Below are 16559 nucleotides of genomic sequence, written 5' to 3'. Positions count from 1 at the left end.
CAACAGATGGCAGTGGTTAGCAGGTTTTTACTCAACGCTGAAAACCATAACAAAACCGCTATTCGCTGCGACACGAACATCGGTGTTAGCGGTGGCGCGCAGCGGGCTTTTTACAAAAGACAAGGGCGTAGGGCCATCTTCAATAATGAAACCCTGGCTATCACCGATAAAACTTAAATCCAGTTGCAGTGATTTTTCATTCTGCTCACCGTTGATACCGGCAACATACCAATGATCACCCGCTTTTCTGGCGATGATGGTGTATTTGCCTGGATAGCCGTCAATAAATTTCACCGCATCCCAGCGAGCGGGAACCTTGCGCATAAAATCTTTAACAAAATAAGGCACGCTGGCCATACCATCCGGCGTTTCTACAATATGTTGAATACCGGAAAGCATAATAATCGGCAGCGCCAGCTGAAAACCGTTACTGGTTTTTCGTTCAATATTGGGGATTTCAAAAAACACTGTCGGGGTGAAATCCATCGGATCAAAAGCGTTACGGGTGTAAGGCAACATATTGACGTGTTCACCTTCCTGATCCGCCACTTTTTGGTCGAAAGAAATCATCTCAAAACCTTTTACCGATTCCATCGTCATCATGTGTGGATAGGTGCGCTGCAAACCGCGCGGCAGCGATGAGCCGTGATAATTGATTAACAGATCAAATTGTGCAGCGTCGATCAGAATATCGTTGTAATAAGCCATCATCGACTGGCCGTCACCGGAGAAGAAATCAATCTTCAATCCTTTAACACCGATGTCTTTCAGACGCGCAAACTCCTGCAAGCGCTGATCGCGGGTGAGCAACGCATTTTTGGGACTATACTCGGTTTCGTTCCATGCACCTGATGAGTTATACCAAACCAGAATGCCGACATTTTTTTCTGCCGCGTAAGCCACCAGTTCCTGCAAGCGGTCGTAACCGATATTCTGATCCCAGTTAACATCGATCAGCGTATAGGGCCATTGCATATCAGCGGAATAATCAATAAACGCTTTTTGTATGTCGTAAACAATTGATTCGTCTTTTAATAACCCCCAACTCCACGATGCAATGCCCGGCTTGATAAAGTCGGTATCCATTTCAATCGCCGGGGCAGCCAGATCGGTACCCAGGGTAGATTCAATAATGGTCGCCAGCGACCCCGCGGCAATGACTCGCCAGGGTGATGCAAATGGCAGTGCCGATTGCGCCATCAAAGCACCATCGGTATAGACTTCTGCCGCCATGGGAAAGCCGATTTTATATTCGCCACCTTCTGCGTGTTGCTGCAGGCGGGACGCATGAAATTTGCCATCCATGCCAGCTTCGGTAATCAGCAACCAATGGTTATTGCTTTGAAACAGGGCTGGAAAAACCCAACCGGCTTCTGTCGGTGATGATTGCCCCACCGGAATTTCCGTTTCATAAAACTCTTCGTAAGAAGGGTTGGTATTTTTCCAGCCGGTTTGCGCAACAGCCACTTGCTGTAACCAGGCTTTGGCATCAGCAGGAAATTTGAAAGACGTTGCTTCGTGGGTCACGGTTTTTATGTCAGTGGAGCTACCCGGAAATACATAGCGAAACGCAAGGCCATCATTGGAAACGCGAAAGTCTATTTGCAGAGGCTGCTTTTCGCGGTTATGAAAAACCATCGATTGCTCATTGGCGGCATAGGTAATGTGGCTTTTTTTACCGGTCCATAATTCGTAACTTTCCTGAACCGGTGTTATTGCCGATACCGATTGAACAGAAAGACCTTGCAAAAAATCGGCATCATTCAGCGCAATCCCCAACCGGGAGGATTGCAAGACCGTTTGGTTATCTATCGAAAGGGTGTAGTGCGCTGTGTTTTGTTTATCCAGCGATACGCTGACTTTAATGCGGCTATCGGGGCTGGATATTTCGATATCATCCTGACGCGTACAACCCGTCAATGCCAATACCAGCAGACAAGCAAGTAGAATTTTCATGAGAGGCCCTATTTATCATATTATATTTTATAGTCTATAAGGATTGCCCGGACAATACCAGCCACCCCGGGGTAAATCAGCGCTCACCCTGGCAGCCGAAACCCGGGGTTTACCCGCACAAGCCGGAGGCGAAAAAGCCCTTCACCGGTTGTCGGCGAAGGGCTTTATGATTAACGGCGAATCATCGACCATTGCTGGTTGGTTGCGCCGGTAAGATTCCATTGAATAACCTGGGCATCATTGGCAGTGCTCATATTGAGTACATCCAGCGCCAGGCCGCTCAACACAGAGCGAACCACAAAGTGACTGCCAGACGCGTCCAGCTTCCATTTCTGCCCATCGCCCCCCCAATAATCCCACTGGGCAATGCGCGCACCCGGCGCAGTTGAAAGCTCCCACACATCCAGACTCTTCAGGCTGTTAACGTTAATCAGGCTGTAATTGCCGGCGTTCTGGCCAATGACGTACCACTTCTGATTAGCCGCACCGGAATAACCGTATTGCTCAACAAAAGCCCCATTGGCGGTGGAGGCGTTATCGACCGCAAGGGCGCGGTTGCTGTGGCGAGCCGTTAACGAATAAATGCCGTCACTTACACCACCGCAACTGCTGACAGAAGAAAAATTGCGCGTCAGTACCGGCCAGCCGCCGGAATAGGTCATGCGCAGAATATCCAGCTTGGCATTGCCGTTGTCATTCAGGTCGTAGTAATGGGTCGAGACATAGTTACAGCCATTTTCTTTCAGCAAACCAATATGCCCCGGCCCTTTGTATTTACCGCTGACATTACCAAGGATGGTGCGCGTGCCCGACCAGGGCCCGTAAATACTGGTGGAGCGTGATACCTGCACGTAATAACTGCTGTTTGCGCCCTGACAACAGCTACCCCGGTTCACAAACAGGTAGTAGTAATCACCATCGCGGGTAATGTAAGGCGCTTCAATATCCTGGTGACCACCGCCATAAATATGGCTGACGCTGCTGGCCAACTTACCGGTGCTCTGGTTGATTTCGGCAATACCAATACCGCCAAAGAACGACCCGTAACTCATGTACACCTTGCCGTCGTAATCGCGGAACAAGGCCGGGTCAATCGCATTCATTTCGGTAAAACCACCGTAGGACTGCACCACCACACCCAAATCCTGCCAGGCGGGATTTTTCAGCGATGGCGAACGCGCCACGCCGATGGCCGAGGTGGATGAACCAAAGGTAGAGGCCGAATAATACAGATAGTAATAATTGCCCATCTGAATCACATCGGGCGCCCAGAAGTGGCCGTCAAACCCGGGAACGGCGCTGTTGATCCAGGACGGCCAACTGCTACCGAATACCGTGGAGGGAGCGCCGGTCCAATGCGTAAGGTTGGTAGACGTGGAATACCACACCCCGTGGCCGGTGGTGAAATGAAACAAGGTATCGCCATCGCGCACAATGGCGCCGGGATCATGAGAATTTACCAGGCCGGTCAAGTCCAGCGCCGTGGCTGGCAAGACACTGGTCAGAGAGAAGCCCAACAACAGCAGGGAGCAACATTTGGCCGCACGGGCCCGAACGGAATGCAACATAGAATCACCTGTTATTAACGTTATTATTAAGTAATATTGTCTTACAAAAAGACGAACAAATAATAACCGCGTCAGGCAGGAAAACCTATGGCGAAATTAAGAATCCGGGGAGGTTAACAGTGATAAAAGCGCCATTACCGGGATAATGGCGCCGCAGCAAACATCAGGCGTCTACGGAGAAGCGGAAAATAGTGCGGGTGGTATATTCATCGCCCGGTTGCAAAATAACCGACGGGAAATTCGGCTGATTGGGTGAATCCGGAAAGTGTTGCGGTTCCAGGCACAAACCGCTGCGGCGTGAATACACATTGCCGCGAGCAGCCAGCGAACCATCCAGAAAATTACCGGCATAAAACTGTACCGCAGGCTCTTCCGTCAGCACTTCCAACACGCGGCCGGATACCGGTTCAGTAACGCGCGCCGCCAGAGTTAAAAGACCGTGTTGCGGCTTTTTCAACACATAGTTGTGGTCATAACCGCCGGCAAACGCCAGCTGTTCGTGATCGGCATCAATATCCTGCCCTACCGGTTTGGGCGATTTGAAATCGAAAACGCTGCCCGCTACCGGCATCAGTTCGCCGGTAGGAATCAGGTTGGCGTTCACCGGAGTAATCGCATCCGCATCAATCCACATTTCATGACCGAGAATGTCGCCAGCGCCAGACAAATTGAAATAACTGTGCTGGGTAAGGTTGATCGGCGTGGCGGCGTCGGTCGTTGCATGGTAGTCGACCAGCAATTCGTTATTGCGGCTTAACCGGTAGGTAACGGTAACCTGCAAGTTGCCGGGATAGCCCTGATCGCCATTGCGACTGAAATAAAACAATTTCAAACCGGCATCGTCTTCGGTAACAAAAGGCGTGGGATACCAGATCACCTTATCGAAACCGGTCACACCGCCATGCAAATGATTGGGTGCGTTATTTACGTCCAGCTGAAACACCTGGCCATCCAGCTCAAAACGGCCATCAGCAATACGATTACCAAAACGACCAATCAGGGCGCCGAAATAAGGCGCCGCGCCAAGGTAGGGTTCAAGCGTGTCAAAACCCAGCGCGACATCCGCCAGCTGGCCATCCCGATCCGGCACGCGGATGGAGGTGATAATGCCGCCAAAGTTAATTATATCAACCGACATACCCTTGCCGTTGTCGAGACAAAATAGGGTGACCACCTCCCCTGTCGGGGTGGTATCAAAATAACGCTGGGTTACCGATGCTGTAGCCATAAAAATTCCAAAAAGAAATCCGCCCTGATAAGCGGATCGGGTCAATTAATCCGGAAAGGTGTTTCTGTCACTGTGATGCTGCCGGAGTCCGGCATACCATCGGCCGTCCCATGCAACCTTCTTACATAGATATGGCGATTGGGGTCGGTTAACGGCGTGCCCTGCAAACCTTTATAGTCGCGGGCATGATAAATCATTAACACGGTTTCGCCATCTTCAGCCAGTGTAATGTAACGCTGGCGCCCGGATACTAATGCTTAAGGGGCGGCCTTCATGTTTCCGCCAAATAACCCTGGCCGGTGAATGTGCATAACAAGTGACCTCAAAAACCAACACCTGCCGGGCCGGTCGTGTTATTTTTATTTAAAATACGAGTATTATTATAATACAATTATTCTCATTATGACGCTACCCGTCCGCCTGTAGCGATGGCTCGCCCGAAAACGATCAATAAAAACTGATGGAGAACCCCATGCGTACTTTTATGAAACCGCTGGTCGCCCTTGTAAGCGGCGTCATCCTGACGGCTTGCACCGCTGACGCTCGCCAGGTGGATGTACACGATCCGGTAATGGCACAACAAGGCGATACCTGGTATCTGTTCAGCACCGGCCCCGGCATCACTATTTATTCGTCACCCGACCTGGTGAACTGGACGCCCGATGGCCGCGCCTTTGCTACCGAACCGGAATGGGCAAAATCGGTATCTGCGACTTTCAATGGTCATTTGTGGGCGCCGGATATCGTTCACCACAATGGCCTCTACTATCTTTACTATTCCGTTTCGGCCTTCGGTAAAAATACCTCTGCAATTGGCGTAACGGTTAATAAAACGCTGGATTCATCCTCGCCGGATTACGCCTGGGAAGATAAGGGCATTGTGGTGCAATCAGTACCGGGCCGCGATTTGTGGAACGCCATTGACCCGGCGGTGATTATTGATGAAGACGGTACGCCCTGGATGAGCTTCGGTTCTTTCTGGTCCGGTTTGAAAATATTCAAACTGTCTGCGGATATGCTCAGCATTGCCCAACCCGAAGAGTGGTATTCCATTGCCAAGCGCGAGCGCCCCTTTACCGCAGCGGATGCTTCTGCAGCACCTGCCGCGCTGGAAGCACCGTTTATTTTTAAAAAGGGTGAGTTTTATTATTTGTTTGTGTCCTGGGATAAGTGCTGCCAGGGCAAGGATAGCGATTACAAGGTTGTGGTGGGTCGCGCGAAAACGGTGACCGGCCCTTATTTGGATAAGGAAGGCGTTGATCTTAACCACGGCGGCGGCAGCCTTTTAATTGAGGGCAATGAGAGATGGCCGGGCGTTGGTCATAACAGTGCTTATACCTTTAAGGGCAAGGATTATCTGGTGGTGCATGCTTATGAAGCGGCTGATAATTACAAGCAGAAGTTTAAAATGCTGGAGATGACCTGGAATAAAGAGGGTTGGCCGGTTGTAGATCCGCAGGAGCTGGATACATTTGTTAGCAAGCGGGTGGAATAATTTTTTTCAAATAAAGCAAGCAAGTGCCACTCTGCGCGTTCGTCATTAGGGGTCTTTGTTCCAAAAACGCATAAATACATCCATGTAGCTCTGTCGAGTCGTCCATGACTCGACAGTTTTAGAACAAAGACCCCTAACGCCAAACTCCCATTGTGCCGATCCGGGGTTTTTCAGTCAGTCGGAAAGACCTGGTTTACTACCTCCGGGATATCAACCGTTCGATCCATTTTTTAAAGCGCTTGTGATAAAAATTCCGGAACCTGAACGCAGAAAGCCAATCCATTGCGGGATTGGTTTTCCGTTCTGAAAAAATATTTACTACAACGAATTAAGCAATCTCACATAGTAAAGCCCGCCCGCAACAGAACCCGGTTTGGCAACAAACTTCACTTCGTGTTTACCGTCTTTATGTAACGCCAGTACATCTGCCGGAATTTTATAATCCATGGAGTAGAAACTGTCATTGGATTGTGGCTGCAATTTGATGTCGGTTGTTTTCTTGCCATTTACCCACAACTCGAATTCACGTCCGGCATCGCCAGCAAAGAAAGTGAGCTGCAAGGCAACCGCTTTTTGTTGCGGATCATTCATTAAATAGCTGAACCAGTCGCTGGCATGACGCCAATGCCGTCCTTGATGAATTCCCATTTCACTGTTGCCAAACTTCAGAAAATGATCCGACTCGGGTTGTTGTTGGCCCGGGTTGATTTGATCAATAGTGCGTTTAGCCAGTGCCAGCCGGGCAGCTTCTTCCAGTGCTGTTTTTTGCTGCATGTCTTGCAGTTGCTGGCGGGAGGACATTGGCCAATAGATCATATAGCGCGAGTCATGCAGGCGAAAAAATGGAATCAGCTCAACGGTTTTTGCTTTGCCATTCTCTACAACGGGCGCAGAGAATGTTAGCGATTTGCCGCTGACCGCCTGGATTTTGGATGCAAACTCATCATCTTCGGTAACAAACACCGGCGCCTGATCAATAGGACAGAGTGCACCACTGGCGATATGCCCCATGCGGCTGTCGTCACCAAATTGTTTCAGTGTTTCGTTGGCAATCGGGGATGTTTTTGCGGCCAGCACAATCGGGCCATGCACAACAGAATAGAAGTGGCTTTTATCCGGCAGCGACTCCAGCCGTGTGGTCATTGGCAATTCCACGCGCACTTCATCACCCGCGTTCCAGCGGCGTTTTATGGTCACATATTCACCGGGAGAGGATTTGATGTTTATCGCCTTGCCATTAACGCTTACTTTCATCGCACCAGCGGCAACCCAGGAAGGGTAACGCAAGTTCAAGCCAAAGCGGCCTTTGCTATCGATACGAATAACGCTACGCCCTTCATCGGGAAATGCGGTTTGCTGGGTGATCGCAATATTTTTTTCTTTCCATTGCAAGGTAGAAGGAATATAGAGATTCACAAATAACTGGTCTTTACGGTGCGCGTAAATCAGTTCCGCGTACTTACCGTGGTTCTCCAGCCCTGAACCCACACAACACCACATGCCGTCGTGCACCTGGGAGTAAACCCGGTAGTGGTTGGGGCGCATGGGTGTGAAGTACACCAGGCCACCGGTTTGCGGGTGCTGCGACGAGAGAATGTGGTTGTACATTCCGCGCTCGTAAAAATCGATAAACTTCAGCTCCCCCGTTGACTGATAAAACAGGTTGGAAAGCTTCAACATATTATAGGTGTTGCAGGTTTCCGGCCCTTCGATATCGGAGATCATGGTTTCAAAGTTATTCAACTCATGAAAGTGCTCACGCACACTGTTGCCACCAATGGAGACACTGCGATTTTCTACCAGCGTTTCCCAGAAAAAACGGGAGGCTTCGTCCCACTGTTTATCACCGGTCACATCGGCGATGCGCTTGTAGCCAATCACTTTGGGAATTTGGGTATTGGCATGCATGCCGGTTAGCACATCGCGCTTTTCCAGCAAGGGGTCGAGCAGCAGATGATGGGAGAAGCGGCGCGCCAGGGTTAAATATTTATCATCTCCGGTGAGCTCGGCCACATCGACAAAGATTTCATTCATACCGCCGTATTCACCGCGCAACATGGTTTCCATTTGTGCATCGGTCAAATTACCCGTGGTACGCAAGGCCCATTCGGACAATTTAACCAACATCGGTAAAGCATCCGGGTGATGGGCATAAAGGTGCGCATCGCGCAGGCCGCTGTAGACTTTATGAATGTTGTACCAGGGCACCCACTTTCCATTCAGCGAAAAATTATCAACATCAATTACGCCTTTTGCCAGGGCTTGCCAGGCTTCATCGCCGTCGGGAATACCGCCGATGTAACCATTACCGTTTTTTTCCTGAACTTTTTTCCATTCGGCCATCATGTAGTTCAGGCGGTAGCTAACCTCTTCATTACCGGTCGCGGCAACCATTAACGCCAGCGCACTCACATAGTGTCCACCAATATGACCATCGAGGCCGGTCGATTCCCAGTTACCGTAGCTCGGTGTTTTTACCGGCAAGCCGGCTTCACGCCAGTAAGGCGCCAATAAACGATCCGGGTTAAGCGATAGCAGATATTGCAGGTTTTTCTGTTCTGCTTTTTTGAAAGGGCTGTCCAGCAAGCGAACATCCGCCAGTGGAAACAACTCAATAGGTGCATCTTTTTTTGCCGCGAAAACCGCGAGCGGCATTAGCAACAACAAGGTACAGATCCAGGTTTTATGCATTTTATTCTCCTGTTTAAAAACACGCTCTCCTGATAAAAAAACCTCCCGATAACGGGAGGTACAGAAGAAAATTCGATGAACATTCGCCCATTAATAACGGAAACGCACACCCACCGCGTAAGTCTTGTCACGCGCATAAGTATCGCGCGGGTAGAGATAGGCATCCGCCGATGAGTGACCACCGAAGTAATCGCCGTAAACCGAGTCGGTGAGGTTGGTGGCATCGAAAGACAACGTCAGGTTGTCGTTGATGTCATAGCTGACCGACAAGTCCAACGAGTCGGAGTCTTTCACCACCAGCGATTTACCTGGCTGCGCACCGCCTTCATTAAAGCTGCCGTAGTATTCGCTACGCCAGTTGTAAGCCAAACGCGCCGACAACTTGTTGTATTCATACAACAGCACCGCGTTGTATGACTTGTCGGAAACGTTTTGCAGTGGCTGCATAACACCGGTAGGCGATAAGGCTTCACCATCAATATAGGTACCGTTTAACTGCACACCAAACCCGGACCAGATACCCGGCAGGAAGTCGAAGAAATGGGTATACGCCAATTCAACACCTTCCAGCGAACCGGAACCGGTATTTTGCGGACGGGTTACCCGATAAGGAACGCCATCACGCATTTCTTCGGCGGCGTAAAATTGAATATAGCCGTCAATATCGCGGTAGAAAAGTGTACCGGTAAGCGAACTTACATCACTGAAATACCATTCCAGCGATACGTCAAAGCTGGACGATTCAATCGCTTTGAGCGATGGGTTACCACCGGTACCTGTGCCGTTATCCGGCATGGTGGGTGTTGGCTGGAAGTAAGCGGTTGCCGGGTTCAGGTCAGCAAAGCCTGGGCGGGAAATAGTTTCACCGTAGGCAAAACGCAGGAACAGATCATCGCGCAAGCCGAGGCGTGCACTGAGGCTTGGCAACACTTTGTTATCCGATGAAGAAATGGTGATCGGTTCTTCAATCGAGCCATCAATAATATTGATACCGCTCAGGCTTGAATCGAGGCGCAGCACCCGCACACCGAATTGGCCATCCAACGGCATACCGGCCAGCTCCAGTGCATAGTTCGCCTTGGCATAAACGGCATAGCTGTCTTCATCGTTATCGAAGAAACGGGCGGGAATAAAGGATGGATCTTCCGGGCCATAACCCATCGTCTGACGAATATCGACGCGGTTGGCGTAAATATAATCGCGAGATGGCGTCAGCCATTGTTTGGTATTTAATGACGCGACCCCTTCCAGGAAGTTGTTCGGTGTCATGCTTTCCATACCGGGAAATTCAGTCATGCGCACATCACGACCACTGATGTTCGGACGGCCACCGGTATCGGCTTCCTGGTTAAAGGCCGTGCGCCAACTGGTGCGCGCACCTATATCCAGCGAGGTAATACCGGTGTCTGCCAATTCAAAAGTCGCATCGGCATTCCAGGAAACTTCATCACCTTCCTGCTGACTGCGCTGATCAAAGAATTGGTTCAGCAAATAATGGTCGGGGTTCGACAAATCAAACGGAGAACCATCGGCATTGGTAATAGTAACGTCCGAAACACCGCTGTTATTTTTTGAGAAGTCATAGGCAACACGCGGGGCAAAGAAAACCAGATCGAGAATAAAGCCGCGGCTGTTTGCCTCACTTTTGGTGTAAGCCAAATCGGAGCTTAAGCGCACAGTGCTACTCAAATCCCACTTACCGCCAATCGCAAACTGTGAGGTTTTGGAGGCATTGGCAAACGCCTGGTTACTGGAAATAGTACCGGGCGCATTGTCTCTGACAAAGGATTTCACAACGTTGGTGCCGGGTTTGTACTCGGTCACATACCCATCAAAACCACCCCAGGAGGGCAGCGGCACCCAGAAATTCATTTCCGAGTCCTGATCGTAATCGACCATGAAGCCTTCGAAATAATATTCGGCGCTGTCATTCGGACGCCATTGCAAAGCCAGGTTACCGGAGGTGCGGTTGCGATCGCCATAGCGATAGTAGGAACCGATAACACCGGGAATCAGCGACTCGGCAGTGCCGGCCGGGTTCGCGACCGACAACGGATGGTTAATGATTTCAGCACCGGGAGCGGTGTTGAAATTCACCTGGTCCATAAAACGGCGATCCTGATAAGACAGGCTGAACATCGCGCCAAATTCACCGGCACCGGTATTCCAGGTATTGTTCACCGTAAGGCTACCGGCAGGGTCGGTTTTTTCGGCGCGGTCGCTGTACTCACCGCGCACGGCGCCAGCAACTGTCAGACCTTCATCAAAGTCAAAAGGACGACGCAAACGAACATCGACCAGACCGGCGATGCCACCTTCCAGGTCGTCGGCGGTAGAGGATTTTTTAACATCTACACGTTGCAGCAGGTCGGCAGGAATATCGGCCATGGAGATACCACGACCCGTGGTAGTAAATATATTGCGGCCATTCAGGGTAGTCACAACGTTGGGCAAACCGCGCACCATCACGCCTGACGCTTCACCATTCAAGCGGGTAATCTGGACACCGGTCACCCGTTGCAAGGCAGCCGCCACACTGTTATCCGGCAACTTGCCGATATCTTCCGAAACGATGGAATCCACAATTTGCTGGGCTTCCTGTTTAACAGCAATGGCACCGGCCACACTGCTTTTCACACCACGAACCAAAACCTCTTCTACTACACCAGCGCTTTCGCTTTGGGCATAGCCATAATTGGCCACAGCACCCACCGCCAGAGCGATAGACAGGCTCAATATTTTTTTCTGCAACATGGATGAAACTCCCGAGAACTTTGGTTCTGCCGGAACCAAAAACGGTTGGTACACTTTGACTGAATCAATTTATATTATAAATATGCTGAATTCCGGCGACCCGCTGCCTTGAATAAGGCCGGCTTTAACTTCCTATTATTCACATATTATATGACTAAAATAGAAGGTTTTACGACAGGAGTCAATGCGCGCAAGCGGTGTTAAAACACCGAAAACCCGCCATACATGAGCATTCAAGCACTTACCTATTACAGGCACCGACCTTATTAATAAGACAAATAAGCAGAGAGAATAGACCGCCAAAAAGAGACGAGCAGGCAGAAACGTAAAGACAGCAGACGGCGATTGATTATCTTTTTATATTACAATACTATGCTTTCGCTCCATTAAATAAAAACAATAGTTTCGATGTGGCCGCCTTAACAATAAATGCCCTCGAGACTGCTATCCAAACTTCGCGGGAGTTATCACATGTTTACTCGCTCCATGTTAAGCACCAGCATCGCGCTGGCCGTGGCCCTTTCAAGCCAATCCCTTCTTGCCCAGGAAAATGACGATGCAGCGATTGAGGAAATCGTTGTTACCGGTATCCGTGCGAGTTTGGCGAAATCCGTTGATATCAAGCGGGAGAACTTTTCCGTCGTTGATGCGATCGTTGCGGAAGACATTGGCAAGTTCCCTGACAACAACGTTGTGGAAGCCATGCAACGCATTTCGGGTGTACAGGTTACCAACCGTGGTGCCGGCGAAATTGCCGGTGTGTCGATTCGTGGTTTAACCGATGTGACCACCACGGTAAACGGCAGAAGTATCTTCACCTCCTCCGGGCTGTCTGTCGCCTTGCAAGACATTCCTGCCAGCCTTTTAAAACAGGTGGACGTGTATAAAACACGCTCGGCGTCTCAAATCGAAACAGGTATTGCCGGTTCGATCGACGTTAAAACCCAACGCCCTCTCGACTTTGATGGCAGCAAGGTTTTAGTCGCTGCAAGAGCGATCCATCAAGAGCAGGCTGACAAAACTGATCCTCATTTCAGTGCCTTGTTGAGCAATCGCTGGGAAGTTGGCGGCGGCGAATTTGGTGCGCTTTTAAACTTCTCCCTGGCGAAAACCAATTACCGCGACCAGAGCGTAACCGCCGGTGCCATGGTACCTTTCGCGACTGAAAACCCGGTTGCGCCCTTTGGTAATTATGAAAGGATATTCCTGGATCGCGGCGGTGTTTCGGAAAACCCCATCTGGCAACCGGGGTTGATCTCCGGGCTGCCGTCAGCACCAGGATCAACGCTTGATGTGAACGGCACGCCGATGGAATATATCCTGGGCCGTGACGCTATTTTCGCCAGTGACTTCACCGGCGAGCGTGAAAGAAATGGTGTAAACCTGTCTTTGCAATATGCGCCCAATGATGCGTCTGTTTACACCTTCGAAGCTTTCTATAACAGCTACCGTAATGAGTCATTTAACTCCTTACTGTTTTCGTTTGCAGACTGGTGGGGCGATTACGCCAATAGCCCCACTGCCGTACAGGATGCCAATGTTGTTCTGTTCCCGGGTACAAATATTGTTAAATCCCGCAGTGTCAGTAATAACTTCTCATTCACCAGCGGCGATTTGGCCACTGGAAAAACCGATAGCTACTTATACGCCTTTGGCGGAGAGTGGGATTTGGCTAACAATCTGAAGCTTAAATCCGAGATTGTTTATCAGGACAGTAAGTACAACACTGACTTCGTTGCTATGCGCTATGAAGGCGGTCGCCACGGTGTCAATGTCGACTTTAACTCTGGAGGTGGTCTTCCTTCCTTCGGATTTATTGATAACCCGGCCACAGCGGATCTTGATGAAGCGAACGTAGCTGATATCAAAAACTGGACAACCGCACAACTGTACGACAACGCAAACCGTAACACGGGCGACTCGATAACCTTCACCTCGGATTTAACCTGGGAGGAATCTATCGGCATTTTTAATACTTTCCGGGCCGGTATTCGCGTTGATGATCGCTCAGCGGCTGAATATTTCAGCCGTCAGGAAGGCTTTAATAATTCCATCGCCATTACGCCGGAAATGACCTATATCAATCGGAATTTCTTTGATGGAAATTCCGATGTGCCAACCACCTGGGCGGTTGCAGATGGTCATTATTTGCGCGGTAATATAGACGAGTACAGAGGTTTATATAATCTCGACAGGTTGTCTCTCGATCCTTCGTTCGAGATCAGCGAGCTGTCTACTGCCTTGTATGTTAGTGCCAACTTTGAGACAGAGGTTGCCGGTCGGATACTGGATGGTGAAATAGGTCTTCGTTATGCGGCCTATGATACCGATATGACATTCTTTGATTCGTCTTCTGCAAATCTGGATAGATACACCGCAAAAGCCGATACCTCCAAGGTATTACCAAGCCTGACACTGCGTTATGCGTTAACGGACGATTTATTAGCGCGCTTCGCCTATACACAAACCTTGCGCCGTCCGGCATTTGCGTCTCTTAATTCGCAAATTATCTACAACCAGGATGTTTCCGGCGTAGGTTATGGTACTGCAACAGGCGGTAACCCGAGTCTGGCACCGGTAGAGTCGGTCAACTACGACTTATCATTGGAGTGGTACTTCGCGGAAGGCAGCTCACTCTACGGAACCCTGTTCAAGCGCGACATCGAAGGTCTGGTTGTCGACATGCGCCGTCAAATCACCGGGCCAAAATTGGATGGTACTCCTGGCACCTTCATTCTTACCCAGCCGGCTAATGGTAGTGATGGCAATCTTGAAGGTTTGGAAATCGGCGCCATCTGGTTCCCGGAAAATTTACCGAGAGTTCTTGATGGCTTTGGTATCCAGGCAAGCTACACCATGCTGGATTCATCACTGACCACCCCTGATACCGATGACGAAGGCAATATTATTGGTTACAACAAAACCAATATGGGTGGCGTATCGGATAGCTCTTACTCCGTGGTACTGGCTTACGAAAAAGAGAAACTGGGTGCTCGTTTGTCGTATACCTGGCGTAAAGAGTTCTTCAACAATTATGAGGCGGCCTTGTTTGCCAACCCTCGTGAGGTTTGGAGAGCGCCTGAGCAAACACTTGATTTACAGATCAGCTATCAGGTTAACGACGCGCTCATGATTACTCTCGACGGTACCAACCTGACCGAAGAGATTTATCAGAGTTATTACGGTGAAGGTAACGCAAGAACTCACAGCTTTGGTTCATCGCTGTACAGCAGAACCTTTGCCCTGGGTGCTCGCTACTCTTTCTGATAGAAAGTTTGAGCCATAAAAACAAAAGCGGAGTATCGAAAGGTATTCCGCTTTTGTTGCAAATGGGAAATGCAAAGAAGGAAAATAATAATGCGAAAAATACAAAAAACCATAAAAAATGCAGGAGCCTTCCATTGATGAAACGTTTTATTAGCACCATCGCCCTGGCCTTACTCGCCGTCAGCTGCACTACCCAACAAGCAGTAGATACAACACCGCAAACATTTGATTATTCAGGTGGGCCTCAAGCCGCGGGTGTTGATCCGCAGCAATTGACACAAATGGACACATTACTAAAAGCTTTTGTAGACGATAAAAAGGCAGCCAGTCTTGCTGCGTTTATCGCAAAAGATGGCAAGGTTGTGTATGCCAATGCATTCGGCTGGAAAGACATTGAAAATCAGATTCCTGCATCACTGAACGATTACTATGTTTTGTTCAGCCAGACCAAAGCGATAACCACCGTTGCATTCATGACGCTGGTGGAAAAAGGGCTGGTGGATATCAATGATCCGGTTGCCAAATACTTTCCGGAAATATCCGATCAGGTATTGGTCAAGATCAACGACGATGGCAGTTATGAAACCCGCCCGGTGAAAACCCCGATGACCTTTGTTCACCTGATGGCGCACACCTCAGGCCTGGGTGCCGGTCTTGCCGGTGAAGCGCGTCGGAAAAAATCCGGCAGTGGCACGCCACTGGGATTTGGCAGCCAGCAACAGGAAATTCAACCCAGTGGCCAACATACGGGCGGCGGTAATTACCACGCAGCCTATTTGGAAGAAGAAATGTTGGCGCTTGCCAAATATCCGCTAGGGTTTGACCCGGGTGCGCAATGGAATTATCACATCAGCACCAATATGCTGGCCTACCTGATTGAGCGAATTTCCGGCCAACCGTTGCGTGATTATGTAAAACAAAATGTGCTGCAACCGCTTGGCATGGATGACACCGATTGGTTTTATGAAGCAGATGCCTTTAGCCGTTTCGTAAAACCCTATAGCCTCGTTGACGGTGAACTGGTTGCCGGTTCCGATGTTTACAGTCGGGGCACAGTCAGCGCACAACAGACCTATGCAGAAGGCGCGATTGGCCTCAACGGCCCGATTGAAGATTATGCAAAATTTTGTCAGATGCTATTGAACAAAGGCACCTTTAACGGCCACCTTATTCTCAAGCCGGAAACGGTCGAGTTGATGACCACCATCAACCGCTTGCCACCGGCCGGCCCGGATGGCGACCAGCTACAATTCGGCCTCGGCTTCGAGCTGTATCATGATGGCAAAAAGCCGACACCCGCGGTATCCAATACGGCTTACGCCTGGGGCGGTATGATGGGAACCGATTTTATTATTGACCCTGAAAACAACATGATTGCTCTGTTTTACTTGAACATGTACCAACGCGATCCCTTGTACCCGACCTTTTTAGGCAAGGCGTATGAAATATTAAAAAACCAACCGGAAGCCCCGTAGCACTCTTTCCTTCCCGGTAAAGCCGGCGCCTGCAAAGCGTCGGCTTTTTACGTACAACCCGGGCGCCCTGCCCGGCAATTATTTTCTCCCCCGCTCTTTCTACTTGTCCGCCAGATTGCAACCGC

9 protein-coding genes are annotated in these 16559 nt (G+C 49.9%); 3 read left to right on the top strand and 6 right to left on the bottom strand.

Annotated elements, in window-relative coordinates; genetic code table 11:
* Window positions 1-27: 27 nt before the first annotated feature.
* The 4 genes from C4F51_RS03240 to C4F51_RS03225 all read right to left on the bottom strand — a co-directional run bounded on the left by C4F51_RS03240 (window position 28) and on the right by C4F51_RS03225 (window position 4955).
* Window positions 28-1956 carry a glycoside hydrolase family 97 protein gene (locus tag C4F51_RS03240; protein WP_202987601.1) on the bottom strand — a complete coding sequence of 643 codons (1929 nt, stop codon included), beginning with the start codon at window positions 1954-1956 and terminating at the stop codon, window positions 28-30.
* Window positions 1957-2126: 170 nt separating this feature from the next.
* On the bottom strand, window positions 2127-3524 hold the full coding sequence (locus tag C4F51_RS03235) for a family 43 glycosylhydrolase (RefSeq protein ID WP_193907105.1): 1398 nt from the start codon (window positions 3522-3524) through the stop codon (window positions 2127-2129).
* A 163-nt stretch (window positions 3525-3687) separates the two neighbouring features.
* Complete coding sequence (locus tag C4F51_RS03230; RefSeq protein ID WP_193907103.1) at window positions 3688-4752, bottom strand: aldose epimerase family protein; 1065 nt, start codon at window positions 4750-4752, stop codon at window positions 3688-3690.
* A gap of 41 nt (window positions 4753-4793) precedes the next feature.
* Window positions 4794-4955 (bottom strand): hypothetical protein, encoded by a 162-nt coding sequence (locus C4F51_RS03225; RefSeq protein WP_193907101.1) that lies wholly within the window; start codon window positions 4953-4955, stop codon window positions 4794-4796.
* 269 nt (window positions 4956-5224) lie between these two features.
* Here C4F51_RS03225 and C4F51_RS03220 point away from each other — a divergent pair, with 269 nt between their 5' ends.
* Window positions 5225-6247: an arabinan endo-1,5-alpha-L-arabinosidase gene (locus C4F51_RS03220; RefSeq protein WP_235992266.1), complete on the top strand. Its 1023-nt coding sequence runs from the start codon at window positions 5225-5227 to the stop codon at window positions 6245-6247.
* Between the two features lie 318 nt (window positions 6248-6565).
* Here the strand turns inward: C4F51_RS03220 and C4F51_RS03215 are convergent, their stop codons facing one another.
* Both C4F51_RS03215 and C4F51_RS03210 read right to left on the bottom strand, forming a co-directional pair.
* On the bottom strand, window positions 6566-8938 hold the full coding sequence (locus C4F51_RS03215) for a glycoside hydrolase family 127 protein (RefSeq protein ID WP_193907099.1): 2373 nt from the start codon (window positions 8936-8938) through the stop codon (window positions 6566-6568).
* A 90-nt stretch (window positions 8939-9028) separates the two neighbouring features.
* A complete protein-coding gene (locus tag C4F51_RS03210) occupies window positions 9029-11692 on the bottom strand; it encodes a TonB-dependent receptor (RefSeq protein ID WP_193907097.1) in 2664 nt (887 codons plus the stop codon).
* A gap of 471 nt (window positions 11693-12163) precedes the next feature.
* Between C4F51_RS03210 and C4F51_RS03205 the strand changes: the two genes are divergently transcribed.
* Together C4F51_RS03205 and C4F51_RS03200 are read left to right on the top strand one after the other, a co-directional pair.
* Window positions 12164-14959: a TonB-dependent receptor gene (locus C4F51_RS03205; protein WP_193907095.1), complete on the top strand. Its 2796-nt coding sequence runs from the start codon at window positions 12164-12166 to the stop codon at window positions 14957-14959.
* Window positions 14960-15096: 137 nt separating this feature from the next.
* The gene (locus C4F51_RS03200; RefSeq protein WP_193907093.1) at window positions 15097-16434 is read left to right on the top strand and encodes a serine hydrolase domain-containing protein; all 1338 of its coding nucleotides are present in this window, start codon (window positions 15097-15099) and stop codon (window positions 16432-16434) included.
* Window positions 16435-16559: the final 125 nt, after the last annotated feature.

The organism is Cellvibrio polysaccharolyticus (assembly GCF_015182315.1).
Classification (GTDB): Bacteria; Pseudomonadota; Gammaproteobacteria; order Pseudomonadales; family Cellvibrionaceae; genus Cellvibrio; species Cellvibrio polysaccharolyticus.
Note: the sequence above shows the minus strand (reverse complement) of the source record. Positions and strands in the feature narration are given on the sequence as shown.

What these genes read in the sequence shown, in the direction of transcription:
- C4F51_RS03205 (WP_193907095.1), top strand. Translation starts at nt 12,164, where the DNA reads ATGTTTACTCGCTCCATGTTAAGCACCAGCATCGCGCTGGCCGTGGCC.
- C4F51_RS03220 (WP_235992266.1), top strand. Translation starts at nt 5,225, where the DNA reads ATGCGTACTTTTATGAAACCGCTGGTCGCCCTTGTAAGCGGCGTCATC.
- C4F51_RS03240 (WP_202987601.1), bottom strand. Translation starts at nt 1,956, where the DNA reads ATGAAAATTCTACTTGCTTGTCTGCTGGTATTGGCATTGACGGGTTGT.
- C4F51_RS03200 (WP_193907093.1), top strand. Translation starts at nt 15,097, where the DNA reads ATGAAACGTTTTATTAGCACCATCGCCCTGGCCTTACTCGCCGTCAGC.
- C4F51_RS03230 (WP_193907103.1), bottom strand. Translation starts at nt 4,752, where the DNA reads ATGGCTACAGCATCGGTAACCCAGCGTTATTTTGATACCACCCCGACA.
- C4F51_RS03210 (WP_193907097.1), bottom strand. Translation starts at nt 11,692, where the DNA reads ATGTTGCAGAAAAAAATATTGAGCCTGTCTATCGCTCTGGCGGTGGGT.
- C4F51_RS03235 (WP_193907105.1), bottom strand. Translation starts at nt 3,524, where the DNA reads ATGTTGCATTCCGTTCGGGCCCGTGCGGCCAAATGTTGCTCCCTGCTG.
- C4F51_RS03215 (WP_193907099.1), bottom strand. Translation starts at nt 8,938, where the DNA reads ATGCATAAAACCTGGATCTGTACCTTGTTGTTGCTAATGCCGCTCGCG.